Genomic DNA, 23,393 nt, shown 5'->3' on the forward strand with positions numbered 1-23,393 from the left:
GCAAAACCATGGCTGACAAACCCGTTCTCGTTCCGATCCTTGGCGACCAGCTGACCCGCACGCTGGCGAGCCTGCGCGGCCGCACCAAGGACGACACTGTGATCCTGATGATGGAGGTCTGGGACGAGGCTACCTACGTCAAACACCACAAGCAGAAGATCGCGCTGATCTTCTCCGCGATGCGCCACTTTGCTGCCGAGTTGGAAGATGCCGGGTGGAACGTCGATTACATCAAGCTCACCGATCCGGACAATGCGGGCAGCTTCACCGGCGAGGTCGCGCGCGCGGTCGAACGGCACGATCCGCGCGCGATCCATATCGTCGAAGCGGGCGAATGGCGGGTGCAGCAAGCGATCGAGGAGTGGCCCGACAAGTTCGCCTGCGACGTCGAGATATTGCCCGATGACCGCTTCCTCTGCTCACACGCAGAATTCCGCGACTGGGCCGATGGGCGCAAGCACCTCACCATGGAGCATTTCTACCGCGAGATGCGCAAGAAGACCGGCCTGCTCATCCGCGAAGACGGAAAACCCGAAGGCGGCAAATGGAACTACGATTCTGAGAACCGCGAAGCGCTAGACGGCGCACTGTTTGTGCCGGACCGGCCGAAGTTCGAACCCGACGACATCACCTGCGAGGTCATCGCCTTGGTCGAGGACACATTCGGCGGTCATTTCGGCTCGCTCGAACGGTTCGACTGGCCGGTCACGCGCGATCAGGCAGAGAAAGCCACCGATGCTTTCTTCGCCGAACGGATCGAGCAATTCGGCCCCTATCAGGACGCGATGGTCCACGGGTCGGACGATCTCTACCACTCAATGCTCTCAACCAGCATCAATCTCGGCCTGCTGGACCCGCTCGACCTGTGCGAGCGCGCCGAGAAGGCTTACCAAGACGGCAAGGCTCCGCTCAATTCGGTCGAGGGCTTCATCCGCCAGATCATCGGCTGGCGCGAATATGTGCGCGGGTTTTATTGGCACTATATGCCGGGGCTGGAGAGCGACAATCAGCTCAAAGCCCAGCGCGCGCTGCCCGAGTTCTTCTGGACCGGCGAGACCGATATGCGCTGCCTCGCCGACTGCATCCGCTCCACCCGCGAAAACGCCCATGCACACCACATCCAGCGCCTGATGGTGCTCGGCAATTTCTGCTTGCTTGCCGGGATCAATCCGCGCGATGTGCAGGACTGGTATCTCGCCGTCTATGCCGATGCCTATGAGTGGGTCGAGCTGCCCAATGTTTCGGCCATGATCCTCTTCGCCGATGGCGGAAATCTGGCGACCAAGCCCTATGCGGCGAGCGGCAATTACATCAACAAAATGTCCGACTACTGCAAGGAATGCAGCTATTCGCCAGCCAAGAAGACGGGCGATGGCGCCTGCCCCTTCAACCCGCTCTACTGGCACTTTATGGACCGCCACCGCGACCGGCTGAAAAGCAACCACCGCGTCGGGCGCGTCTACTCCACCTGGGACCGGATGGGCGATGACAAGCAGCGCGACTATCTGGAAAGCGCCCAGAAATTCCTCGACACGCTTCAGCCAGCCAGCAAAGGATGGGCGCGAGGCGATTAAACGGAGTTCGAGCTATGCTGACTATCCACCACCTGCGCATTTCACAGTCTGAACGCATCGTCTGGCTGTGCGAGGAGCTGGGGCTCGATTACGATCTGAAGCTCTATAACCGCGATCCGGAAACGCGGCTCGCCCCGCCCGAGCTGAAGGCGTTGCATCCGATGGAGATCGCTCCGGTCATCACCGATGGCGACCTTGTGCTGGGCGAAAGCGGCGCGATCATGGATTACATCGTCGGCAAATATGCGCCCGATACCGATCTGGTGCCCGGAGCGGACCACCACGATTTTGCCGACCACCTTTATTGGTATCACTTCGCCAATGCGACGTTGATGACCAACGGCATGATGAGCATCGCGGTGAACGCTGTTGGCGCAGAAATGCCGCCGCCGCTGATGAAGCGCCTCACCAATGCCTGGGCGCATATCGAGAAACGGCTGGGCGAAGCGGATTACTTTGGCGGCGGTGCGCTGACAACAGCCGACATCATGCTCGGCTTCTCGCTAACAACCGCGCGCGCCTTCAACGATATGAGCATCGAGCATATGCCCAACCTGAAGGCGTATCTGCAACGCATCGGCGCGCGTGATGCCTATCAGCGCGCGATGGCAAAGGCGGAACCGGGCTTTCCGCCTAAGCTGGACTAAGTCGCAAAAGCCGCGCGGGCGGTGTCCTCGAGTTCCGCAATCATTGTCTTCCAAGGACCGGGTCCATAGCTGATCCGCGCCACGCCCAGTTCGCCAAGCTGCGCATTGGCGACCATATTCGGCAACCGAATGATATTGACGGGCAACACCACCTCTTCACACAACCTTGCAATCAATTCTGGATCGCTGAGGCCAGGGGCAAAGAAACATTCTGCACCCGCTTCGGCATAGGCGGCGGCGCGTTCAACTGCCTGATCGACCAGGTCACTTTGGTTCGCGTCCTTGCCGGCCTTCAATCGTGACAGGAACAGGTCGGTTCGTGCATTGACGAAAAGCCCGCTGGACGCTGCGGCTTTGACCCGCTCCGCTTGGTCCGCAATCGCATGCAGCCCTTCTCCGCCTACGATCTGATCTTCGAAATTGCACCCAACCGCGCCGGTATCCGCCAGCCGTTTCGTGTTCGCGGCAATTTCTTCGGGCTCGGTTGCATAGCCGCCTTCAAAATCAATCGTCACGGGCACATCGACCGCGGCAATGATGCTACGTGCGACTGCCAATGCGGCTTCCATCGGGAAGTTCTGACCATCGGCATAGCCATTGGCCCCGGCGACCGGACTGCTGCCCGTTGCGATCGCTTTCGCACCGGCTCGTGCCACTGCCTGAGCGCTACCCGCGTCCCAGATGTTGTAGAGCACAAGCGGGGTATCGCCGTGATGAAGCCGGGCAAAGTCGGACTTGTTCATTTCTGGAATAACTCCTCGTCAACTGAACCTTCGCGTTTCAGTAGTTCATGTTTGATCTGAGGCCCATAGGCATAGCCTCCCACCCCGCCGCTCGCGGGAACGACCCTGTGGCAGGGGATCAGCACCGCGATGTTGTTCGCGCCGTTTGCGCTGCCGACCGCGCGGCTGGCTTTGGGGTTGCCCAGCATTGCCGCCTGTTCGCCGTAGCTGCGCGTTTCGCCTGCCGGGATTTCGCGCAAGGCCTGCCAGCAGCGTTGCTGGAACGCGGTGCCCTTTACGTCGAGCGGGATGTGCGCGCTGGCCTGCGAAGGGTCTTCGACAATGCCGGTCACTTCAGCGAACAATGCGCGGAAGTCCTCGCCTGCCTCGACCAGTTCGGCCTTGGGAAAGCGCGCGCGCAGCTCTGGCTCGCTTTCGTTGAACGAGAGGCAGCAAACGCCCTTGTCCGTCGCCGCGACCAGCATGTCGCCGAGGGAGGTGGCGATCACGCTCCAATGCACCGTGCGCCCCGCCCCGCCATCGCGCCAATCGCTTGCCGTCATACCCATCTGGCTTTGTGTCCCGTCATAGAATCGTGAAGGAGCTGAATAGCCCGCGTCGTAGAGCGCATCGGTCACGCTGGCCCCGCTTTCCAGAGCCTCGCGCACCCGCTCCTCGCGCAGGGCCCTCGCAAAAGCAGCGGGCGAGAGTCCCACCGTGCGCTTGAACAGCCGCTGGAAGTGCGTTGGTGAATAGCCGGTGAGGTCCGCCAGCTGGTCGAGCGTCATTGTGCCCTGCTCGCGGATCGCAGCGATTGCAGCGAGCACACAGGCTTCCTCGGCGCTTTGGGTGTTGGGCGAGCAGCGCTTGCAAGCGCGCAGGCCAGCCGCCTCGGCATCTTGGGGACACGCATAAAAGCGCACATTCTTGCGATGCGGCGCGCGAGCGGGGCAGGACGGGCGGCAATAGATGCCGGTCGAATGCACGCCCGTCACGAAGGCTCCGTCAAAGCGGCGATCCTTGGCCAGCGCGATTTGCCAGCGCTGATCGTCGGTCAGGTTTTGGTTCTGTGTCATGACGGCCTAAATCTCACAGCCGCCACATAAGCGCATCCCGAAGCTTGCGGTCAATGTCGTGCGCGGCGTAATGATGGCGGCGATGGCACTGTTCTACCGAATTCTCGCCGCGCTTGCTGCGCTGATCCCCGCGCTGATCCTCGCGCCCTTCACCGCTGCCGCCGACACCGGCGACATCGATGCGGCGGCGCGCGGTGTGGTTCGCGTCGTCCTGATCGATAACAGCGGCGAGGATGTCGTGCCCGTCACGCATGGCAGCGGCTTTGCGATCACGCCGACCATGATCGTCACCAACGCCCATGTGATCCGCGAGGCCTTGGTCGATGACACATTGCGGATCGGGATTGTGCCGAGCGAGGGTGATGCGGGCACGTTTGCAACACCGGTCGCGGTCAGTCCGCGCAACGACCTCGCGCTCTTGCAGATCAGCGACGGATCGCTGCGCCTGCCTCCGCTGACCATTGCGGGCGGCGTGTCGGGCGATATGGGAGAGGTCTCTGCGGTCGGCTATCCGATGAATGTCGACCTCGCGCAGGGGCTGGAGATTAGCGATATCTTCCGCGCGCAGCCGCCGGTGAAGAGCCGCGGCTTTCTCTCGGGCGAGCGTCCCAGCCGCCAGTTCGACACGATCCTCCACACAGCACCGATCGCGCGCGGCAATTCGGGCGGGCCGCTGCTCGATGGATGCGGGCGGGTATTGGGCGTCAACAGCTTCGGCGCGGATTCGGACGGGTCGGATGCGGAGTTCTACTTTGCAGTAAGCCTGCGCGAACTGCTCCCTTTCCTGCGCGACAATGGGCTGGAGCCTGCGATTAACGCCCTGCCCTGCACCTCGATTGACGATCTGAACCGCGCCGAACGCGCGCGCTTCGATGCCCAGCGGGCCGAGGCACAGGCACGGCTGGATGAGCGCGAGGCTGAACTGCGCGAGGCACGCGACAATGCGCGGCTACAGGCGCAGATCGAGATTTTGGAGGAGCGCGATAATGCCATCGCGATTGCGGTCCTGCTGCTGCTTGGCGCGATCGGATCGGGCTATGCCGCGATGCAATTGCGCCAGACGCTTGCCGACAATCCAGCGAACCGCAACCGCGCGATGATCTCTGCGGGTGTCGCGGGCGCGGCGCTGATCGGCGCCGCGCTGGTCTGGATCACGCGCCCGGGCTTTAACGAGCTGGAGGAGCGAGTGGCCGCGATCCTTGGCGAGGATGTCGAGGCTGACGGCGGCGGTGACAATCCCACCGCCGCGCAGTCGGGCGACGGAACGCTGATCTGCACGCTCGATCTTGAACGCAGCCGCATCACCGGCGCACGTACTGATGATGTCGAGTTCGACTGGGCCGCCAATGGCTGCGTCAACGAGCGGACCCAATATGGCATGGTCGGCGGCGAGTGGACCCGCATCTTTGTGCCGAGCGACGAAGCGGCGGTTTCGGTGAGCGTCTATGATCCCAATTCGCGCACCTACCGCACCGACCGCTATCTGCTGGGCCGCGCCGAAATGGAGGCCGCGCGCGAAGCCCGCCGCGCCTATGACCCACCCGCATGCGGCGTCACCGACGCGCAGATCACTCTGGGCGAACAGCAAAGCGCGCTGCTAGCAATCCTGCCCGACCGCCCGAATGAACGGCTGGTCTATACCTGCGAAACTAAGCGCGAGGGCGTGGTTGGGGGAGATGATTGAGATCAGCCAAACGAGCCAGCGACGCTGGCTCACAAGCACGGAGTCGAAGCCGAAGACGCAGACGGCCGGAGGCCACCTGCAAGGGCGTCGCGGCTACTGCCGCGCCCCTCGGAGCGTCAGGCCGCAGGCCTGATTAGCGCGAGAGCAAACTACGCAGCCAAAGCCTCGCCGCTCAACGTGATGCGGTGCATCTCGCGGTAGTGGCCTTGATAGTCATTGATCGCGTTGTGCCAGCTGGTCCGGTTGTCCCAGATCGCAATCGTGCCCGGCTTCCATTGCAGGCGGCACTGATTGTCATCGGTCAGCGCGGCGTCGAGCAGTTTCTCAAGCAGCGGCAGGCTTTCTTCGCGGGTCTGGCCGACAAAGTTGATGGTGAAGCCGCCATTGACATAGAGCATCTTGCGGCCCGTGCGCGGGTGGCGGATGACGACCGGATGGACCGCGCCGGTCTTCAGATCGTGGCCGCGCAGGTTCTTGCCCATATCGGTCTGCGCATAGAGGCCGTCTTTCTTATAGACGTGATCGGCGGTGTGGAAGGCTTCGAGCCCTTCGATTTGCGCCTTCAGCTCATCCGACAACGCATCGTAGGCCGCGCCCATATGTGCCCACATCGTGTCGCCTCCGCTTGGCGGAAGGTGACGGGCAACCAGAACCGAACCCATGGCAGGGATCTGGTCATAGGAATGGTCGGTGTGCCACGCGCCGCCAATATTGGTCTGCTGGTCGGGGTCTTTCTTGACCACGGCGATTTCGTTGTAATCGTCCTGCAGCGGGAAATAGTTGTTCACATCGATCCCGCCCCAGCGGCGACCGAATTTGATGTGATCTTCGGGAGTGAACTCCTGATCGCGGAATACCGCGACGCCGTGTTCGTAGATCGCCTGTTTGATCTGATCCATCTCGGCATCGCTGCACGAAGCAAGCGCCACGCCGGAAATTTCAACGCCGCATTTCGGGGCCATCGGGGTGAGTTGCATTTCGTCTCTCCGCAGGTTCTTTTTACCAATCGGTAAGTTTTATGCCACAGCCGGGTAAAAATCGCAAGCATTCGCGAGAGTCTGCGCCCTTCGCTTGCGCTATCCAGATTCAATTGCTAGGCGCGCGCCAGCTTCGGCAGGGAGCCCCCAAACGCCCCCGGCCTCTTAAAAGCTGCATCGTTATCCTTCACTCCTCCAAGAGGACACTAAACGCGTGGAAATTTCCGCCGGTATTCAGGCTAGCCTGGCAGGGCGTTACGCCTCGGCCCTTTTTGCACTGGCCAGCGAAAACGGAACCGTGACCGCGGTCGAATCCGATCTGGAAAGGATCGGTGCGGCGCTGGGCGAATCGGATGATTTGCGCAGCGCGACGACCAACCCCGAGCTTTCGCGCAGCCAACAGGCTGATGCGGTGGCTGCGGTTGCCGGTCATCTGGGTCTGTCTGACCTCACCACCAAATTCCTGGGCGTGCTCGCAGGCAATCGCCGTCTGTCGAAACTTCCCGACATGATCGCCGCGTTCAAGACTATCGCAGCGGCCCAACGCGGTGAAGTCACCGCCACTGTCACCAGCGCGCACCCACTGAGCGATGCTCAAGTCGCCGCGCTCAAGGACAAACTCACGGCGCGCGAAGGGCGCACCGTTATGCTTTCGGCTGATGTCGATCCCGACCTTCTGGGCGGGCTTGTCGTCACCATTGGATCGCAGCGCATTGATGCCTCGATCCGCACCCGTCTCAATTCTCTCTCCCAGGCAATGAAGGCCTAAAGGACTAGAAACATGGAAATCCGCGCAGCAGAAATCTCCAAGGTCATCAAGGACCAGATCGCCAATTTCGGCACCGAAGCCCAGGTCAGCGAAACCGGCTCCGTGCTCAGCGTTGGTGACGGCATCGCCCGCATCCACGGCCTCGACAAGGTTCAGGCCGGCGAGATGGTCGAATTCGCCAATGGCGTTCAGGGCATGGCTCTCAACCTCGAAGCGGACAATGTCGGCGTCGTGATCTTCGGCTCTGACGCCGAGATTAAAGAAGGCGACAGCGTCAAGCGGACCGAAACCATTGTTGACGTTCCGGTTGGAAAGGCTCTGCTCGGCCGCGTGGTCGATGCTCTGGGCAACCCGATCGACGGCAAGGGCCCGATCGAAACGACCCAGCGCAGCCGCGTCGAAGTCAAAGCGCCGGGCATCATCCCGCGCGAATCGGTGAGCGAGCCTGTGCAGACCGGCCTCAAAGCGGTTGACGCTCTGGTTCCGGTTGGCCGCGGCCAGCGCGAACTGATCATCGGAGACCGTCAGACCGGTAAGACCGCTGTCGCCATCGACACCTTCATCAACCAGAAGAACGTCAATGAAAGCGACGACGAGAGCAAGAAGCTCTACTGCGTCTATGTCGCTGTCGGCCAGAAGCGTTCGACCGTTGCCCAGATCGTGAAGCAGCTCGAAGAAAACGGCGCGATGGAATATTCCATCGTGGTTGCCGCAACCGCTTCGGAGCCTGCTCCGCTTCAGTATCTCGCGCCCTACACTGGCTGCGCGATGGGTGAATTCTTCCGCGACAACGGCATGCACGCCGTGATCGTTTATGACGATCTTTCCAAGCAAGCCGTTGCTTACCGTCAGATGTCGCTGCTGCTTCGTCGTCCTCCGGGCCGTGAAGCCTATCCGGGCGACGTGTTCTATCTCCACAGCCGCCTGCTTGAGCGCGCCGCGAAGATGAACAAGGACGAAGGTCACGGCTCGCTGACCGCGCTGCCGATCATTGAAACGCAGGCAGGAGACGTGTCGGCCTATATTCCGACCAACGTGATTTCGATCACCGACGGCCAGATCTTCCTCGAAACCGACCTCTTCTATCAGGGCATCCGTCCCGCGATTAACGTGGGTCTCTCGGTTAGCCGTGTTGGGGGCGCCGCCCAGACCAAGGCGATGAAGAAGGTTTCGGGCTCGATGAAGCTCGACCTTGCGCAGTACCGCGAAATGGCTGCGTTTGCGCAGTTCGGCTCGGATCTCGATGCTGCGACGCAAAAGCTGCTCAATCGCGGTGCGCGTCTTACTGAACTGCTCAAGCAGGCCCAGTTCTCGCCGATGCCATTTGAAGAGCAGACGATTTCGATCTTTGCTGGCACCAACGGCTTTATCGATGGCATCGCGGTTGACCGTGTGGGTGAATATGAAGAGCAGATGCTCGCCTTCTTCCGCAGCGAACACGCTGACGTGCTGAAGACCATCCGCGACACCGGCAAGTTTGACGACGTCAAAGACGCCACCGTCGCGGCCCTCGAAGCCTTCGCCAAGCAGTTCGCATAAGGAACCAGGGTAGATGCCCTCACTTAAGGAACTCAAGGATCGGATCGGGTCGGTTAAATCGACTCAGAAGATCACCAAGGCCAAACAGATGGTCGCCGCGGCGAAGCTTCGCCGTGCGCAGGCTGCTGCCGAAGCCGGACGGCCCTATGCCGAGCGTCTGGGTGCCGTCATGGCCTCACTCGCGGGCAAGGTTTCGGGCGACAGCGCTCCCAAGCTGCTGGCTGGCACCGGTTCGGATCAGCGCAACCTGCTTGTTGTGGTGAACACCGATAAAGGCCTGTGCGGCGGTTTGAACTCGAACCTCGTCAAGGCTGCGAAGCTCAAGGCGCAGGAATTGCTGGCCCAAGGCAAGTCGGTCGAGTTTTACCTCGTCGGCAAAAAGGGCCGCGCGCCTTTGAAGCGCGATCATGCCGACGCGATCACCGGCGGCTTCGACACTTCGACGGTGAAAACGCCCGGTTTCGAAGAAGCCGACGCTATTGCTGCCGAACTGATCGAGCTGTTCGACAGCGGCAAGTTCGACGTCGCGCATCTCGTTTACCCGACCTTCCAGTCGGCTCTGGTCCAGAACCCGACCGTCAACCAGCTCATCCCCGTCCCCTCCCCCGAGGCGGCAGAGGACAGCGGCGCGGTGGTCGAATATGAGCCGGGCGAGGAAGAAATCCTTGAAGAGCTGCTGCCGCGTTATGTGAAGACGCAGCTGTTCGGCGCGCTGCTTGAGCGTGAGGCATCGGAGCAAGGCGCTTCGATGACCGCCATGGACAATGCGACCCGCAATGCCGGCGACCTCATCAACAAGCTGACGATCCAGTACAACCGCAGCCGTCAGGCCGCGATTACGACTGAACTTATTGAAATCATTGCTGGTGCAGAGGCGCTCTAGACATGAAGAACAACGCACTGACCTTGTTTGCAATCGCTCCGCTCGCACTGCTTGCTGCATGCGGCGAAGAGCCCGCACCCGCGCCGGTTGAGACGCCGGTGGTTGCCGAGCCGGAAGCCCCCGAGATCCCGCCGCCTGACGCGACTTTCTTCACTCAGAAATTCGCAGAAATTTGCCCGAATGCCGAGCCTGTAAACACCGCGGCTTGCCGCCGCCGGGGCATGGGCTCTCCCGAAGTCCTCTGCGAGTTCGGCCTCGGCGATGACGAATATTTGCGACACGAATCCATCCTGGTCCAAGGCGAAACCGAATGGGAAATCGCTGACCCCGAAACCACTTGCGCAGCTGGCGCATAAGCATTCCACGAAAGCAGGACATTAAAATGGCCACCGCACCCGCACTTAACCAGACCACCAATGGCGTAATCAGCCAGGTCATCGGCGCTGTCGTCGATGTGCAGTTCCAAGGCGAACTGCCCGCAATTCTCTCGGCGCTTGAGACCAAGAACGATGGCAAGACCCTCGTTCTCGAAGTTGCTCAGCACCTTGGTGAAAACACCGTTCGCACCATCGCGATGGACGCCACCGAAGGCCTCGTTCGCGGCGCTGAAGTGGTTGCCACCGGCGCGCAGATATCTGTGCCTGTTGGCCCCAAGACGCTGGGCCGCATCATGAATGTCATCGGTCAACCGATTGACGAACTTGGCCCGGTTGGCGCGGAAAAGACCATGCCAATCCACGCAGAGGCGCCAGCCTTCGTCGACCAGTCGACCGAAGCGGCCATCCTTGTCACCGGCATTAAGGTCATCGACCTGCTCGCCCCTTACGCAAAGGGCGGCAAGATCGGCCTGTTCGGCGGCGCTGGCGTGGGCAAGACCGTTCTTATTCAGGAACTCATCAACAACATCGCAAAAGGTCACGGCGGCGTGTCCGTGTTTGCCGGTGTGGGTGAGCGGACCCGCGAAGGTAACGATCTCTACCACGAATTCCTCGATGCCGAAGTCATCAAGAAAGACGAAAACGGCGTCGCCACTCCAGAAGGTTCAAAGGTTGCGCTGGTCTTCGGCCAGATGAACGAGCCTCCCGGCGCGCGTGCCCGTGTTGCTCTGTCCGGCCTGACCATGGCGGAATATTTCCGCGATGAAGAAGGCCAGGACGTGTTGTTCTTCGTCGACAACATCTTCCGCTTCACGCAGGCCGGTTCGGAAGTGTCCGCACTGCTGGGCCGTATTCCTTCGGCAGTGGGCTATCAGCCGACCCTGTCGACCGACATGGGTAACCTGCAAGAGCGTATTACCTCGACCACCAAGGGTTCGATCACTTCGGTTCAGGCCATCTACGTGCCTGCCGATGACCTTACCGACCCTGCGCCGGCAACCTCGTTTGCTCACCTTGACGCAACGACCACGCTGAACCGCGCAATTTCGGAGCTGGGCATCTACCCGGCGGTTGACCCGCTCGACTCCACCAGCCGCGTTCTCGAACCGCGCGTTGTCGGCAACGAGCACTATGAAACCGCGCGTAAGGTTCAGGAGACCTTGCAGAAGTACAAGTCGCTTCAGGACATCATCGCCATTCTGGGCATGGACGAGCTTTCGGAAGAAGATAAGCTGACCGTGGCCCGCGCGCGTAAGATCCAGAAGTTCCTGTCGCAGCCGTTCCACGTTGCAGAAGTCTTCACCGGCATCAGCGGCGTGTTCGTGCAGCTTGAAGACACCGTTGCCTCGTTCAAGGCTGTTGTCGAAGGCGAATACGATCACCTTCCCGAGCAAGCCTTCTACATGGTCGGCGGTATCGAAGACGTGGTCAAAAAGGCCGCTGAAATGGCTGAGGACGCGTAAGCTTTGAAATCCGCTCTTGCTCTTGCGGCAGTACTGCTCGCCGGTTCGGTGCAGGCACAGGACGCTGTTGAGCCGATCGAGAAGTCGGTTGCCACGCAGTTCGCAGAAGCAATTGCGGATTTTTGCCTTCCCGTCGCCAATGGCACGGTAAACATTTCGGCCTCTGACGTGTCCGGCGATCAAGAAATAATCGAGAGCCAAGGCTTTAGCTACGGTATTGATGGTTCGATCTATGAACGCTTTGGCATACAGGGTTCGGGGATATTGAACCGTTCTGTCATGGGTCACCGCGTCATAGGCGAAGACGTCATCGTCCTAGCCGTTGGCGGGCAGCTCCCCGGCTGCAAAACGATTTTGCTGCGCTCCGCTGTGGACAATCTCGAGGACGAGGTCGCAATCGCACTGACCGAGCTGGAACCGCAGTGGCGCGAACTTCCTTTTGCGGATTCGCGTCAGGGAAGCCGCGTCACGATGCGCCGGTTCCTGATGCGAGACAGTGAAGGCAAGCCTTTTTTGATTAACTTGATAACCACGCCGATACCGAATTCTGATTTTCGATTGCTGGCAACGGTAAACGCAGTTCCTTCTAACATACCGATTCCACAAGGTTTTTGACCATGCCACTCCACTTTGAACTCGTAACCCCGGCTCGCCAAGTCCGTTCGGAAGACGTCCATATGGTCGTCGTCCCCGGCGCTGAAGGCGAGTTTGGTGTGCTTGAAGGCCACGCGCCTTTCATGAGCACGATCCGCGACGGTGCGGTGCAGGTTTACAAGACCGAGGGCGCAGCACCCGAAAGCATCGAAGTGCGCGGCGGCTTTGCCGAAGTCGGCGAAAACGGCCTGACGGTGCTTGCAGAGCACGTCGAAGGCTAACGCGCCCGACCCAAGCTGAATTGATGAAGGGCGGCCCCACTTACAAAAGTGGCGTCGCCCTTTTTCGTTGGGCGCTCAAGCGTTTTGCCGTTGCACCCACCCTGCCATCTCCATCAGATGCTCGGGCGTCGAATTGGCGGCAGCCTCCTGCATGATCGAGGCGAGCGTCTTCGCGGCGAGCGCATCGCGATAAGCCTGTTCGGCAATCGCAAAGGCAGACGCGACCTCGCAAGGCCGCCTGCAGTCGGCGCGCTTCAACCCGCACGGTCCATTCTGCCGGATCTCTGTGCAGCGAAAGGCGCTTTGCGGGCCTTCGATCGCGGTCACGATATCGAGCAAGGTGATCGCATCGACACCGCGCGCCAGCCGGTATCCCCCGCCCTTCCCGCGCAAGGATTCCACAATCCCCGCGCGGCGCAGCAGCTGCATCTGCTTGGCGAGATAGGCGGCGGGAAGCTCGAAAAACTCGGCCAGCGCATCCACGCTCAGCCCCTGCCCTTCGCGCAGCAGAGCGAGCACGGTGCAGATATGCGTGGTCCATTCGACGCCTTTTGAGATCTGCACGCTTGACTCCTTAATCGGATATTCTTTATCCGGATAACACATATCCGGTTAAGGAGAAGTGGCATGGAACCCAAGGCCAATCAAGCTCGGCACAATCCTTCCACGCATTTGCAAGCAAAGCGCGCGCACCGCACCCTCGCGCTGTTCATTCTGGTTTTCATCGCGGTCCACTTCGCCACCCATTTCGCGGCGCTCGGCGGAGTTGCCGCCCATACCGAGGCACTCGGCCTTGCACGCCTGATCTACCAGTTCCCGCTGATCGAGATCGCGCTGGTCTTCGCGCTCGCAGCGCAAGTGGTGCTTGGCGTCACATTGCTGCGCGCGATCCGGAAGCGCGCGCGCAAAGGACTGTGGCATCGTGTGCAGTTCTGGAGCGGGGCCTATCTCGCCTTCTTCGTGGTGATGCACACCGCCGCAGCCGTCACGACGCGGCTTGTCATCGGCCTCGACACCAATTTCTACTGGGCCGCCGGAACGCTGGTGCTGGCGCCGCTCAAATACGGCTTCACCCCCTATTACGTGCTCGCGGTCACTGCGATTGTCAGCCACTTGCTCGCCGCATTGCATTTCCGCCGCGCCCGCAAATGGCACGCTCCCGCGCTCGCATTGGGGCCATTGGTCGGGATTGCATTTGTGCTGGGCTATGGCGGCGCGTTCGAGGCGGTTGAGTTGCCGCAGACCTACCGCGATTACTTTGCGATTGTTCCCGGCACGGGGAGCTGAGCGCAAGCGTCGCAAACCGTTTTCCTACAGACCGGCCTTGCGGCTAGATGGCGCGGCAATGTCTGCCCGCCGTACCTCGCTTCGCCCCCCGGTTCTTTCACCCGCTTGGCCAGCGCAGTTTTTTGTCTCAGGACCGTGTAACATGCGGTCCATGTCTCACCATATCGTGGGCCTATGCAGCAACGTTGTTGGTCGGTTTCACCCTTCACAAGCGGCTGCAACAGGGCCAATGTCCTGCCTTGCAATCCCCACAGGAGAGGACATTTGAAACTTGCATCAACCCTCGCAATCACCGCCGTTCTGGCAGCAGCCATGACGATAGGCGCGACAACCCCCGCGACTGCCGAGGCGCACAACGAGACTGCGCCTATCCCCGGCCCTGAAGAAGATCCCTATATCTGGCTCGAAGAAGCCCGCAGCGACGAAGCGCTCGCATGGGTCGAGGCAGAGAATGCGCGCACCCTCGGCGTGCTTGAGGCTGATCCGCGCTTTGAAACGCTCAAAGGTGAAGCGCTCGCCATCCTCGACAGCGAAGATCGCATTCCCTTTGTCAGCTTCCGCCCCGATGGCCTCTACAACTTCTGGCAGGACAGGGAGAATCCCAAGGGCCTCGTCCGCCGCACCACGCTGGAAAGCTACCAGACCGACGATCCCGAATGGGAGACCATTCTCGACATCGACGCGCTGGCTGCGGCTGAGGGCAAGGAATGGGTCTATAAAGGCTCATCCTGCCTCCCGCCCGCGCTCAGTCGCTGCATGATCGCGCTGTCCGATGGCGGCGAAGATGCAACGATCCTGCGCGAGTTCGACACCTCGACCAAGAACTTCGTCGAAGGCGGCTTTGCGATCGAGCACAAGAGTCAGGGCGGCGTCAGCTGGATCGACGAGAACACTTTGCTGGTCGGGCGTGACTTTGGCGAAGGGACGCTGACCGACAGCGAGTACCCTTTCACCACCCGAGTCTGGGTGCGCGGTACTGACCTCGCTAATGCTCCCGAAGTGTTCCGCGGCGAATCCTCCGACGTCTCTGCGGGTGCCTATCTGCTGCGCGACAGCGATGATGTGGTGCACGCGATGATTGGCTATCGCGGCATCAGCTTCCACGAGCGCGAATACTTCGTTTCGGTCAATGATGACTGGATCAAGCTCGACCTGCCAGCAAAGGCGAACCCTTATGGCATCGTCGATGGGCACCTGCTGTTCAGCACCGATGTCGATTGGGAAGTGGACGGACAGACCTTCCCCGCAGACAGCCTGATCGCGGTCGATCTGGAAGAGTGGAAAGCAGATCCCAACGGCGCGGCCAAAACGCTCGTCTGGGCCCCGCAAGAGCGCCAGACAAAGCGCGGCGGGGCGATCACCGCCAATGCGCTCTATGTCGGTCTGCTCGACAATGTCGTTGGCAAGGTGCTGGAGTTCAATTTCGAAGACGGCGCATGGGTGAGCAAGCAGGTCGCGCTGCCCGACAATGCAACCGTCGGGATCGCGGCAAGCTCTGACGAGACCGACCAGATCATGTTCACCGTCACCGGCTTCCTGGAGCCGACAACGCTTTACTACAGCGATGGCAGCAGCGATCCGGTGGTGCTCAAGACCTCGCCCGAACGCTTCGACGCGGCTGGCATGGAAGTCGAACAGCACGAAGCGACCAGCGCGGACGGGACCAAAATCCCCTACTTCATCGTCAAGCCTGCGGGCATGGAGATGAGCGGCGACACAGCGGTTCTGATGACCGGCTATGGGGGCTTCCAGGTGCCGCGCCTGCCCGGCTATCTCGGTTCGACCGGCAAGATGTGGCTGGAGCGCGGCGGGGCCTATGTGCTCGCCAATCTGCGCGGCGGCGGCGAGTTCGGCCCCGGCTGGCACCAGACCGCCATCCGCGAGAACAAGCAGCGCACTTGGGACGACTTCATCGCCGTGGGTGAGGATCTGGTCGCGCGCGGCTACACCTCGCCCGAACATCTCGGCATTCAGGGCGGCTCGCAAGGCGGACTGCTGGTCGGCACTGCGATCACCCAGCGGCCCGACCTGTTCGGCGCGGCGATTGTGCAGATCCCGCTGTTCGACATGCTGCGTTACCATGTGATCGGCAGAGGCGCTTCGTGGATTGGCGAATATGGCGATCCGCGCATTCCCGAACAGCGCGCATGGATCGACGGATACTCGCCCTATCAGATGATCGAGGAAGGCGTGGACTACCCCACCCCGTTCCTGTGGGCCTCAACCGCTGATGACCGCACCCACCCGGCTCACGCGCGTAAAGGCGCCGCACGCTTTGCCGAGCAGGGCCACGATTACTACTATTTCGAAGACACGGTCGGCGGACATTCCGGCGGCGTCGATAACGAACAACGCGCGAAGATTCAGGCGCTGCAATATATCTATCTGATGCAGCAATTGATGGACGAATAGGCCTTCAAAACCGCCGCGAATCGCGCGCAGGAATGGGGCGGTTTCCGTATTGGAGACCGCCCTTTCTTTTGCACTGCAACATCGCGCTGTAAAATCGTCCGACAGTTTTGCCTCGGCTCACCGCAGTTGCGGCACGGGGAACGTCGTCAAGTGCGGATTAACCAATGATCGCAGGCCGGGATTAAGGCTGCGCGCCAAGGACGTTGATCAACAGGGATCCAAAGGAGACGAAAAATGGCATACCCCCGCAACATTTCGATCGCCGATGCGATCAAACGCTACAGCCTTCCCAAGAGCCACAAGGTGCATTGGTCGCCTGCTCGCAAAGCCGATGTTGTGCGTGCGGTTCACGACCGCGCGATCAGCTTTCACGAGGCGCGCGAACGTTACCTGCTGAGCCGCAGCGAGTTCGAGCAATGGGAAAGCGAATACCATTCGCAAGCTGGTACCCGAACAGCTGAACTGGAGAGTGTCTGACGCTCCGCCGAGCGCCGCTGCCGGACGGTCCCATCGCCCTTTGCCTCCCGGTTGATCGGATCACCGTTCGGCAGCGACCTCAATCAGGACTTCGTTGCGCCGCATAGGACCGGGCACCATAGGTGCATCGTAAAAGGCGTATTCGAAGCTGCCGACCGGTATCAGGCCCTGAGCATCGACCCATTGTGATAAGCGCTCTTCCATGATCGCAAGATCGCTGCTGCGGGCCACTCCGCTGAAACGGACGGCAGCCACGCGCCGCGAAGGCACTTCGACCAACGCAATGTCGGCAGGCGGCTGAGGGAGAGTTTCCATCGTAAAGCGCGCGGGCATTACAAATCTGGTGCGCCACTTGCCCATTCCGGTTTCTTCCTGAAGCACCGGAGATGTCATCTCGATCCGCTCGTCCTGATCAACCCGTTCCTGAATGACAGGCGATGTCATTGCGATGGCTTCACCACCTGCGGGACGGTCCTGGGCAAAGATATAGGCGGCAAGTCGGCGGAAACTCGCACCGCTCGCCCGGCGTCGATCGCCTTCATGGGTGACTTCGGCAACAATCATCGGGGCGTATTCGCGCAATTCAAAGCGCTTGTCGGACGTGACCACCTCGTATGACGGTTCTTCGGTGTCACGGTATTGGGCATGCAATGCCGCACCGCCAATCGCGGCGAGGCTAACGCCCACTGCAACCCATTTCAAAATGCCCATGTACAGCTCTCCGGAGGATAAGTTTCAATGTCCAACAAGTTACGCAGAGCGCTGCCGGACGGATGAGCGAATTTCACCGGCGCGTTGGCGCGTGGAAATCAGACGGCTTGTTGGCAATCCAGGCGAGAAAATTGGCAACTGCATCGCGCGCGCTCACAGCCTCTCGATCTAAGCCGATCCGAGCCAGCTCGGCATTGGTGAAATTGGCGTGGATCGTCTGGTGGCAAATCGGGTGTACGGGCACGGTCTCACGTCCCTTCTTCGATTTCGGCACAGGATGATGCCACTCGATCCGCGCGCCCAGCGGGCGACCGCACAACCAGCAATCTTGTTCCACCTGATCCATCTCTTGCGCTCTACCACTCAAACAGCGCCCAGCGCGAGGGCAGGTTGCAAAAGCAATTGAGCCTGGCCCTTACCGCAAGAGCTCGATGCAATCCTCTAGCTGCAGGGCGAGGCTGACATTGCTTCCCGACCCGTCAATTGCGGATTCGGTGTCTTCTAGTAGGCTTTCTATCCGTTCGAGCACGCCGGCAAATTCTTCAAGCTGTTCGCTGGTCACGTCGCTCGCCCTATTGGCGTGAGAGGCTGAATCCTTCACGCTTGCATGGACCGAGCGAAGCCGTTCAAGATTGGACTTGCTGGTCGCATTTCCGCGCGAAGTGATCCCTCTCAAGTCGGCGCATTGCTGCGACATCTTGCTCGCATCCTCGACCAATGTGCCGAGCCGGTCTGCGATGGTTTCGGCCGTTTCAGAGCTGATCGCGGCCAGTTCGCGCACTTCGTTGGCGACCACCTGAAACCCGTCGCCATGCTCGCCCGCTCGCGCAGCCTCGATCATTGCGTTGATCGAAAGGACATTGGTGCGGTCGGCCACATCGATGATCGTGTCTGAAAAGCTGCGCACTTCGTGGAAACGGTTTTCGAAGGCGGAAATCTGTTCGTCCAGCGCTGCGATGCCGTCCATGGACTGATCCATCAAAGCGACGATCGAGAGAACCTCTTTGATGATTTCCTCGGCGGCCTTGGCGGTGACTTTCAGATTGTCCTGTGCGCTGTGCGATTGCTGTTTGAGCTTGGTGATTTCAGCGCCGACATGATGCGAGCGCTCGATCAACTCTTCGATGAAACCCTTGCGTTCGAGCGAGGCGTGATTGACCCGCTCCGCATTGGCACGGATCAGGCCGACGAGCTTGGCGGCCTCCTCTGCTGGAGCGATATTCGATTGCAATGCTTGGCCCATCGCTGACGGAGCTACGGCACTCACGGTGAAAGCCCGCTAAATGCTCACCTTGCGGGAAACCCTATGTGGGAGGGCGCAATCAACCTTTGGACTTCGCCGCAGCTTTCTTCTTTTTCATCGCGTCATGAAAGCGGTCGGCCCAGCCCTGTTTGACCAGTTGCTCGCCGCGCACCATGCGCAGATCGCCTGCGCCGACATCGCGGCTGACGGTCGAGCCTGCCGCAACGATGGCGTCTGCGCCGATAGTGACGGGCGCGACCAAAGCCGAGTTCGAACCGATGAAGGCGCGGTCGCCGATCACGGTCTGGTGCTTGAAATAGCCATCGTAATTGCAGGTGATCGTGCCCGCGCCGATATTGGCATTCTCGCCCACGGTCGCATCGCCGATATAGGAAAGATGGCTCGCCTTCGCGCCTTTGCCGAGGGTCGCTTTCTTCATCTCGACGAAATTGCCGACGAAGCTGTTCTCTTCCAGAACCGCGCCGGGCCGCAGGCGAGCGAAGGGACCGACTTGAACCCCGCTGGCGAGTTGCGCGCCTTCGAGATGCGAATAGGCTTTGATGTGAACGCCGTCCGCTACACTTACGCCGGGGCCGAAGACTACATGAGGCTCGACCGTAACATCGCGGCCTAACACCGTGTCATGGCTGAAGAAAACGCTGTCTGGAGCCTTGAGCGTAGCCCCATCGTCCATCGCAGCCTCTCGCCGCGCGGCCTGCCAGCGCCCCTCGGCTGCGGCGAGTTCGGAGCGCGAATTGATACCGGCGACTTCGTCTGCATTCGTCTCGACCACAACCACCTTGTCGCCGCGCGCAATCGCTCCGGTGGCGACATCGGGGAGGTAATATTCGCCCTGCGCATTGTCGTTACCAACCGCATCGAGCAGCGGCCACATATCGTCCGAATGCGCGACGATCAGACCTGAATTGCACAGCCGAGTCTTCTTCTCGCGCTCGGTCGCATCCTTGAACTCGACCATCTTGGAGACCGTGCCATCATCGCTCGCGATGATCCGGCCATAGGCGAGCGCGTCTGCGGGCCGGAAGCCGAGCACCGCGACCTTGGCTCCGCCCGAAAGCGCTTCAGTGAGCTTGCGCACCGTCTCGGCGCGCACCATCGGCACATCGCCGAATGCGACGAGGATATTGCCGCTGAACCCGCTCAAAGCTTCGCGCGCTTGCAAGGCTGCATGCGCGGTGCCGTGCTGCGGGTCTTGCAGCGCGGTCACGACATCGCGGCCTTCCAGCGCCGCATCGATCTGCTCGCGCCGGTCGCCGACGACCACCACCATGCGCTGCGGCCCCAGGGCCTCGAACTCGTCGAGCAGGTGCATCAGCATCGGCTTGCCCGCAATCGGGTGCAGCACCTTGTGCAGGTTGCTCTTCATGCGGGTGCCCTTGCCCGCGGCAAGGATGATGGCGGCAAAATCAGTCATACAGGTCCTTCATAAGACCAGCCGCCTCTGCCAGCAAATGCTTGCGGTTTGAAGTCGGTTACTTCACGCGGGCCTGCATGAGTGATTTTCCTTTTGCAGCCGTGGGCTTCGACCTCGACGGCACGTTGCTCGACACATTCCGCGATCTGGGCACAGCGGTGAACCATGCGTTGGAGCTTGGCGGGTTTGACCCGGTGCCGGTGGATTCCTCGAAAGACCTGATCGGCGGCGGGGCGAAGATCATGCTCGCACAGGCGGTCGAAGCGCAGGGCGGCATGCCCGAGGAGGATTTTCGCGCGCTCTACAAGGCGATGCTCAAATACTATTCCGAGCACAATGCAGTCTATTCCGCGCCCTACCCCCATGCGCGCGAGGTCGTGGCAGAGCTGACCGCGCAAGGGGTGAAACTCGCGGTGGTGACCAATAAGTTCGAGGAGTTTGCCCGCTCGATCCTCACCCAGCTCGACTTTATCGAGCCATTCGCGACGGTCATTGGCGGGGATTCCATGGGCAAAGGGCCCGATGGCAGGTTCCTGTCCAAGCCGCACCCCGAACCCGTCATCGAAGCGCAAAAGCGCTGCGGAGGAGGAAGCTTCGCTTTTGTCGGCGACAGCACTTACGACGTCAACGCGGCGCGCGGCGCAGGCGTTCCGGTGATCGGCGCGGCCTATGGCTATTGCGACAAGTCGCCGCATGAATTGGGCGCGGATGCGGTGATCGATTCGCTCGACCGCCTGATTCCTGCCTTGAAGGCCCTGTAAAGCGCTTCCTGACCCTACGGCATTGCGCGCCTCCAATCCGCCTGTTGCAACGCAACACGGAAAGTGCCACCCATCGCGCCGGACAAGTTTACGCGAGCGTCAAACAGACGCCGCAATCTGACAGGAGAAGAACCCATGAGCATCGACTTCAAAGACAAGGTCGCCATCGTTACCGGCGCAGGCGGCGGTCTGGGCCGTGAATATGCGCTTGAACTGGCTCGCCGCGGCGCGAAGGTTGTCGTCAACGATCTGGGCGGCTCGCGCGATGGCACCGGCCATTCGGACATGGCGCTGAAAGTCGTTGAAGAAATCGAAGCCATGGGCGGTGAAGCCGTCTCCAACGGCGGCTCTGTCACCGAATATGAGCAGATGGAAAAGATGGTTGCCGACGCCAAGCAGAAATGGGGCGGCGTCCACATCCTCATCAACAATGCCGGCGTTTTGCGCGACAAGACGTTCCACAAGATGACCCCAGACGACTTTGAGTTCGTCGTAAAGGTTCACCTCACCGGTTCGGCCTTTGTCACAAAGGCATGCTGGGAAACATTCCGCGAGCAGGCCTATGGCCGCGTTCTCATGACCGCCAGCTCGACCGGCCTGTTCGGCAATTTCGGCCAGGCCAATTACGGCGCGGCTAAGCTCGGCCTTGCTGGCCTCACAAAGACGCTCCAACTCGAAGGCGCGAAATACAACATCCGCTGCAACTCGCTTTCGCCGGTTGCCGGTACGCGCATGACCGAAGACCTCTTCCCCGAAGAAGCCTACAAGCTGTTTGATCCGGTGAATGTGGTTCCGGCCGCGCTCTACCTCGTTAGCGAAGATGCGCCGACCAATGCTATCGTCGGCGCGGGCGCAGGCGGTTATCACTCGGCATGGACGGTGATGAATGACGCCGTGTGGCTGCCCGACGGCCAGCGTACGGTTGAAGGCTTTGCCGACAATTGGGACAAGATCAACGAATTCTCCAACCTCAAAGCCCCGCAAAGCGGCTCAGAGCAGTCGGGCGCGATCCTGACCGCGATGCAGAAGGTGACCGGCACCGGTCCTTCGAGCGCGCGCGGATAAGCTAAGCTGCGCAAAAGCCTCAAAAGCAGGCTTGCAATTTTACGGCTCTCACGCAGAAATGCGCGGGAGCCGTTTGCATTGGGGGCATTCGGCAAAATTGGGGGTCGTATCCATGAAAGCCGAGAATTTGCGCGTACCTGCGCTGATTGCCACTATCCTTGCCTGGGCCGTTTGTGCGCTCACTTTGGTGTCCGCATTATCGCTCTCGATCTGGTTGATCGCATACACGCAGATGGCGGAATCGCCCATCATGCTGGCGATCTCAGGGATTGCGGCTGCGCTCTCGCCCTTTGTCTATATCCTCTCGATTGTTGCAGTTCTGGTGTGGGTCTTCATGGCACATGCGAACCTGCACCGGGCCGGGCTCACAGGACTGAACTATTCCCCCTCATGGGCGACTTTCAGCTTCCTTGTCCCGATTGCCAATCTCTTCGTGCCTTTCCGCGCCATGCGCGAGCTGGCCAATCGCAGCTTGGGTGAGCCGGAGGAACTGGCCGCTGCCGATGTGGACGAAGTGTTCAGCTGGTGGGGCTGCTGGATCGGTTCCTTCGTCGTAAACCTGTTCCTGCTCTACACGCTGCTGGTCGCGATCATCCCGTGGCTGTGGATGACAACCCCGTTCTGGGCGACACAGGTCCTGATTATCCTCGCCAACATCCTGACCGCCGGCGCGGCGTTTTTCCTGATCAAGGTGATCAAACTGGTCACAAATGGCCAACGCGAAGGCATGGGCGCAGCTGCGACGTTTGAGTAGAGGCCCAGCAGAAGGGGCGTGTGATGGAAATCGACTTTCGACAGGGGTTGGAGCGCGGCAGCCGCATCGGCGACGTAGCGCAGGTTATGGCATCCTTGGTTGCGGGATCGAGCACCCTTTGCGCTATTGGCGTGGCGCTGTTTCTCAACGGTCTTTGGCCCGAAGCCTTGGCGGGCAGTTATGAACTGCACGGGCTGGATGCGCTTGTGCTGATCGATGTGCTGCTTCTGATCGTCAGTTTCTTCGTAATTGGTGCGTGGATCTGGCGAGCCCATGCCAACCTCTCCCTCACTGACGCGCCGCAGACCGAATATACGCCCGGTTGGGCTGTGGGTTGGTTCGCCGTTCCGATCGCCAATCTGTTCAAACCGTTTCAAGCGATGAAGGCCTTGTGGCAGGCGAGCCATGGTGAGGAACCTGACGCCAACAACCCCGCAGGTGGCCTGCTTTGGGTTTGGTGGATCGGATGGCTCGTGTCGAGTATTGGCGGATTTGGTGAGGTCTTCACTACGCTGAACATCGTCGCGTATGTGGCAACGGTCGTTTCTGCGATCTGCATGCTTTTGATAATCCGCAGGATCAACGCAGCCCAGCCGACAATGTCAATTGCGCGCACCTTCGAATAGAGCTGGAATGTCGGCCCGTATGCTTGGGTGTATTGA

General features: G+C 60.6%; 25 protein-coding genes. 17 read left to right on the top strand and 8 right to left on the bottom strand.

All coding sequences use genetic code 11. The annotated features are described in order from the left end of the window. Positions 1 to 8 precede the first annotated feature (8 nt). Complete coding sequence (locus Q0887_RS06765; RefSeq protein WP_299193415.1) at positions 9 to 1,574, top strand: cryptochrome/photolyase family protein; 1,566 nt, start codon at positions 9 to 11, stop codon at positions 1,572 to 1,574. Positions 1,575 to 1,588: 14 nt separating this feature from the next. After that, a complete protein-coding gene (locus Q0887_RS06770; RefSeq protein WP_299193416.1) occupies positions 1,589 to 2,221 on the top strand; it encodes a glutathione S-transferase in 633 nt (210 codons plus the stop codon). Here the strand turns inward: Q0887_RS06770 and Q0887_RS06775 are convergent. Together Q0887_RS06775 and ada are read right to left on the bottom strand one after the other, a co-directional pair. Next, positions 2,218 to 2,964, bottom strand: a complete 747-nt coding sequence (locus tag Q0887_RS06775; protein ID WP_299193417.1) for an isocitrate lyase/phosphoenolpyruvate mutase family protein — start codon at positions 2,962 to 2,964, stop codon at positions 2,218 to 2,220. The two genes, Q0887_RS06770 and Q0887_RS06775, sit on opposite strands and share 4 nt — an antisense overlap. Then, a complete protein-coding gene (ada, locus tag Q0887_RS06780) occupies positions 2,961 to 4,019 on the bottom strand; it encodes a bifunctional DNA-binding transcriptional regulator/O6-methylguanine-DNA methyltransferase Ada (RefSeq protein WP_299193418.1) in 1,059 nt (352 codons plus the stop codon). The genes Q0887_RS06775 and ada overlap by 4 nt, the downstream gene beginning before the upstream one ends. 82 nt (positions 4,020 to 4,101) lie before the next feature. Here ada and Q0887_RS06785 point away from each other — a divergent pair, with 82 nt between their 5' ends. Continuing rightward, the gene (locus Q0887_RS06785; RefSeq protein WP_299193419.1) at positions 4,102 to 5,703 is read left to right on the top strand and encodes a trypsin-like peptidase domain-containing protein; all 1,602 of its coding nucleotides are present in this window, start codon (positions 4,102 to 4,104) and stop codon (positions 5,701 to 5,703) included. Between the two features lie 149 nt (positions 5,704 to 5,852). On the opposite strand, the gene Q0887_RS06790 is transcribed toward Q0887_RS06785, so the two are convergent. After that, complete coding sequence (locus Q0887_RS06790; protein ID WP_299193420.1) at positions 5,853 to 6,680, bottom strand: TauD/TfdA family dioxygenase; 828 nt, start codon at positions 6,678 to 6,680, stop codon at positions 5,853 to 5,855. A gap of 214 nt (positions 6,681 to 6,894) precedes the next feature. Between Q0887_RS06790 and Q0887_RS06795 the strand changes: the two genes are divergently transcribed. From Q0887_RS06795 to Q0887_RS06825, 7 genes are read left to right on the top strand one after another with little or no spacing between them, the layout of a single operon-like run. Continuing rightward, positions 6,895 to 7,449 carry a F0F1 ATP synthase subunit delta gene (locus tag Q0887_RS06795; RefSeq protein WP_299193421.1) on the top strand — a complete coding sequence of 185 codons (555 nt, stop codon included), beginning with the start codon at positions 6,895 to 6,897 and terminating at the stop codon, positions 7,447 to 7,449. 12 nt (positions 7,450 to 7,461) lie between these two features. Beyond that, on the top strand, positions 7,462 to 8,988 hold the full coding sequence (gene atpA / locus Q0887_RS06800) for a F0F1 ATP synthase subunit alpha (RefSeq protein ID WP_299193422.1): 1,527 nt from the start codon (positions 7,462 to 7,464) through the stop codon (positions 8,986 to 8,988). Positions 8,989 to 9,001: 13 nt separating this feature from the next. After that, entirely contained in the window at positions 9,002 to 9,871 is an 870-nt protein-coding gene (locus Q0887_RS06805; protein WP_299193423.1) for a F0F1 ATP synthase subunit gamma, read from the top strand. A 2-nt stretch (positions 9,872 to 9,873) separates the two neighbouring features. Beyond that, entirely contained in the window at positions 9,874 to 10,227 is a 354-nt protein-coding gene (locus Q0887_RS06810) for a hypothetical protein (protein ID WP_299193424.1), read from the top strand. Between the two features lie 26 nt (positions 10,228 to 10,253). Beyond that, a complete protein-coding gene (gene atpD, locus Q0887_RS06815) occupies positions 10,254 to 11,711 on the top strand; it encodes a F0F1 ATP synthase subunit beta (protein WP_299193425.1) in 1,458 nt (485 codons plus the stop codon). A gap of 3 nt (positions 11,712 to 11,714) precedes the next feature. After that, a complete protein-coding gene (locus Q0887_RS06820; protein WP_299193426.1) occupies positions 11,715 to 12,326 on the top strand; it encodes a hypothetical protein in 612 nt (203 codons plus the stop codon). Positions 12,327 to 12,328: 2 nt separating this feature from the next. Beyond that, on the top strand, positions 12,329 to 12,586 hold the full coding sequence (locus tag Q0887_RS06825; RefSeq protein ID WP_299193427.1) for an ATP synthase F1 subunit epsilon: 258 nt from the start codon (positions 12,329 to 12,331) through the stop codon (positions 12,584 to 12,586). Between the two features lie 75 nt (positions 12,587 to 12,661). Here Q0887_RS06825 and Q0887_RS06830 read toward each other — a convergent pair whose 3' ends face one another. Beyond that, on the bottom strand, positions 12,662 to 13,150 hold the full coding sequence (locus tag Q0887_RS06830; protein ID WP_299193428.1) for an Rrf2 family transcriptional regulator: 489 nt from the start codon (positions 13,148 to 13,150) through the stop codon (positions 12,662 to 12,664). A gap of 63 nt (positions 13,151 to 13,213) precedes the next feature. Here Q0887_RS06830 and Q0887_RS06835 point away from each other — a divergent pair, with 63 nt between their 5' ends. From Q0887_RS06835 to Q0887_RS06845, 3 genes are all read left to right on the top strand, one after another. Next, positions 13,214 to 13,873, top strand: coding sequence for a hypothetical protein (locus Q0887_RS06835; protein WP_299193429.1), 660 nt, complete (start codon positions 13,214 to 13,216; stop codon positions 13,871 to 13,873). A gap of 264 nt (positions 13,874 to 14,137) precedes the next feature. Further along, complete coding sequence (locus tag Q0887_RS06840; protein ID WP_363317646.1) at positions 14,138 to 16,285, top strand: prolyl oligopeptidase family serine peptidase; 2,148 nt, start codon at positions 14,138 to 14,140, stop codon at positions 16,283 to 16,285. Positions 16,286 to 16,519: 234 nt separating this feature from the next. Continuing rightward, entirely contained in the window at positions 16,520 to 16,762 is a 243-nt protein-coding gene (locus Q0887_RS06845) for a DUF1153 domain-containing protein (RefSeq protein WP_299193430.1), read from the top strand. Between the two features lie 60 nt (positions 16,763 to 16,822). Here the strand turns inward: Q0887_RS06845 and Q0887_RS06850 are convergent, their stop codons facing one another. From Q0887_RS06850 to glmU, 4 genes are all read right to left on the bottom strand, one after another. After that, positions 16,823 to 17,473: a heme-binding protein gene (locus Q0887_RS06850; protein WP_299193431.1), complete on the bottom strand. Its 651-nt coding sequence runs from the start codon at positions 17,471 to 17,473 to the stop codon at positions 16,823 to 16,825. A 73-nt stretch (positions 17,474 to 17,546) separates the two neighbouring features. After that, positions 17,547 to 17,819, bottom strand: a complete 273-nt coding sequence (locus Q0887_RS06855) for an HNH endonuclease (RefSeq protein ID WP_299193432.1) — start codon at positions 17,817 to 17,819, stop codon at positions 17,547 to 17,549. Between the two features lie 69 nt (positions 17,820 to 17,888). Then, positions 17,889 to 18,740, bottom strand: a complete 852-nt coding sequence (locus Q0887_RS06860) for a methyl-accepting chemotaxis protein (RefSeq protein ID WP_299193433.1) — start codon at positions 18,738 to 18,740, stop codon at positions 17,889 to 17,891. A 55-nt stretch (positions 18,741 to 18,795) separates the two neighbouring features. Then, on the bottom strand, positions 18,796 to 20,151 hold the full coding sequence (gene glmU / locus Q0887_RS06865; RefSeq protein ID WP_299193434.1) for a bifunctional UDP-N-acetylglucosamine diphosphorylase/glucosamine-1-phosphate N-acetyltransferase GlmU: 1,356 nt from the start codon (positions 20,149 to 20,151) through the stop codon (positions 18,796 to 18,798). A 77-nt stretch (positions 20,152 to 20,228) separates the two neighbouring features. Here glmU and Q0887_RS06870 point away from each other — a divergent pair, with 77 nt between their 5' ends. The 4 genes from Q0887_RS06870 to Q0887_RS06885 all read left to right on the top strand — a co-directional run bounded on the left by Q0887_RS06870 (position 20,229) and on the right by Q0887_RS06885 (position 23,357). Then, the gene (locus Q0887_RS06870) at positions 20,229 to 20,912 is read left to right on the top strand and encodes an HAD-IA family hydrolase (RefSeq protein WP_299193435.1); all 684 of its coding nucleotides are present in this window, start codon (positions 20,229 to 20,231) and stop codon (positions 20,910 to 20,912) included. A 135-nt stretch (positions 20,913 to 21,047) separates the two neighbouring features. Next, on the top strand, positions 21,048 to 21,977 hold the full coding sequence (locus tag Q0887_RS06875) for an SDR family NAD(P)-dependent oxidoreductase (protein ID WP_299193436.1): 930 nt from the start codon (positions 21,048 to 21,050) through the stop codon (positions 21,975 to 21,977). A 112-nt stretch (positions 21,978 to 22,089) separates the two neighbouring features. Next, entirely contained in the window at positions 22,090 to 22,731 is a 642-nt protein-coding gene (locus Q0887_RS06880; RefSeq protein ID WP_299193437.1) for a DUF4328 domain-containing protein, read from the top strand. 23 nt (positions 22,732 to 22,754) lie between these two features. Further along, entirely contained in the window at positions 22,755 to 23,357 is a 603-nt protein-coding gene (locus tag Q0887_RS06885) for a DUF4328 domain-containing protein (RefSeq protein ID WP_299193439.1), read from the top strand. Positions 23,358 to 23,393 lie beyond the last annotated feature (36 nt).

This window comes from uncultured Erythrobacter sp., from assembly GCF_947492365.1.
In the GTDB taxonomy this organism is placed as follows: domain Bacteria; phylum Pseudomonadota; class Alphaproteobacteria; order Sphingomonadales; family Sphingomonadaceae; genus Erythrobacter.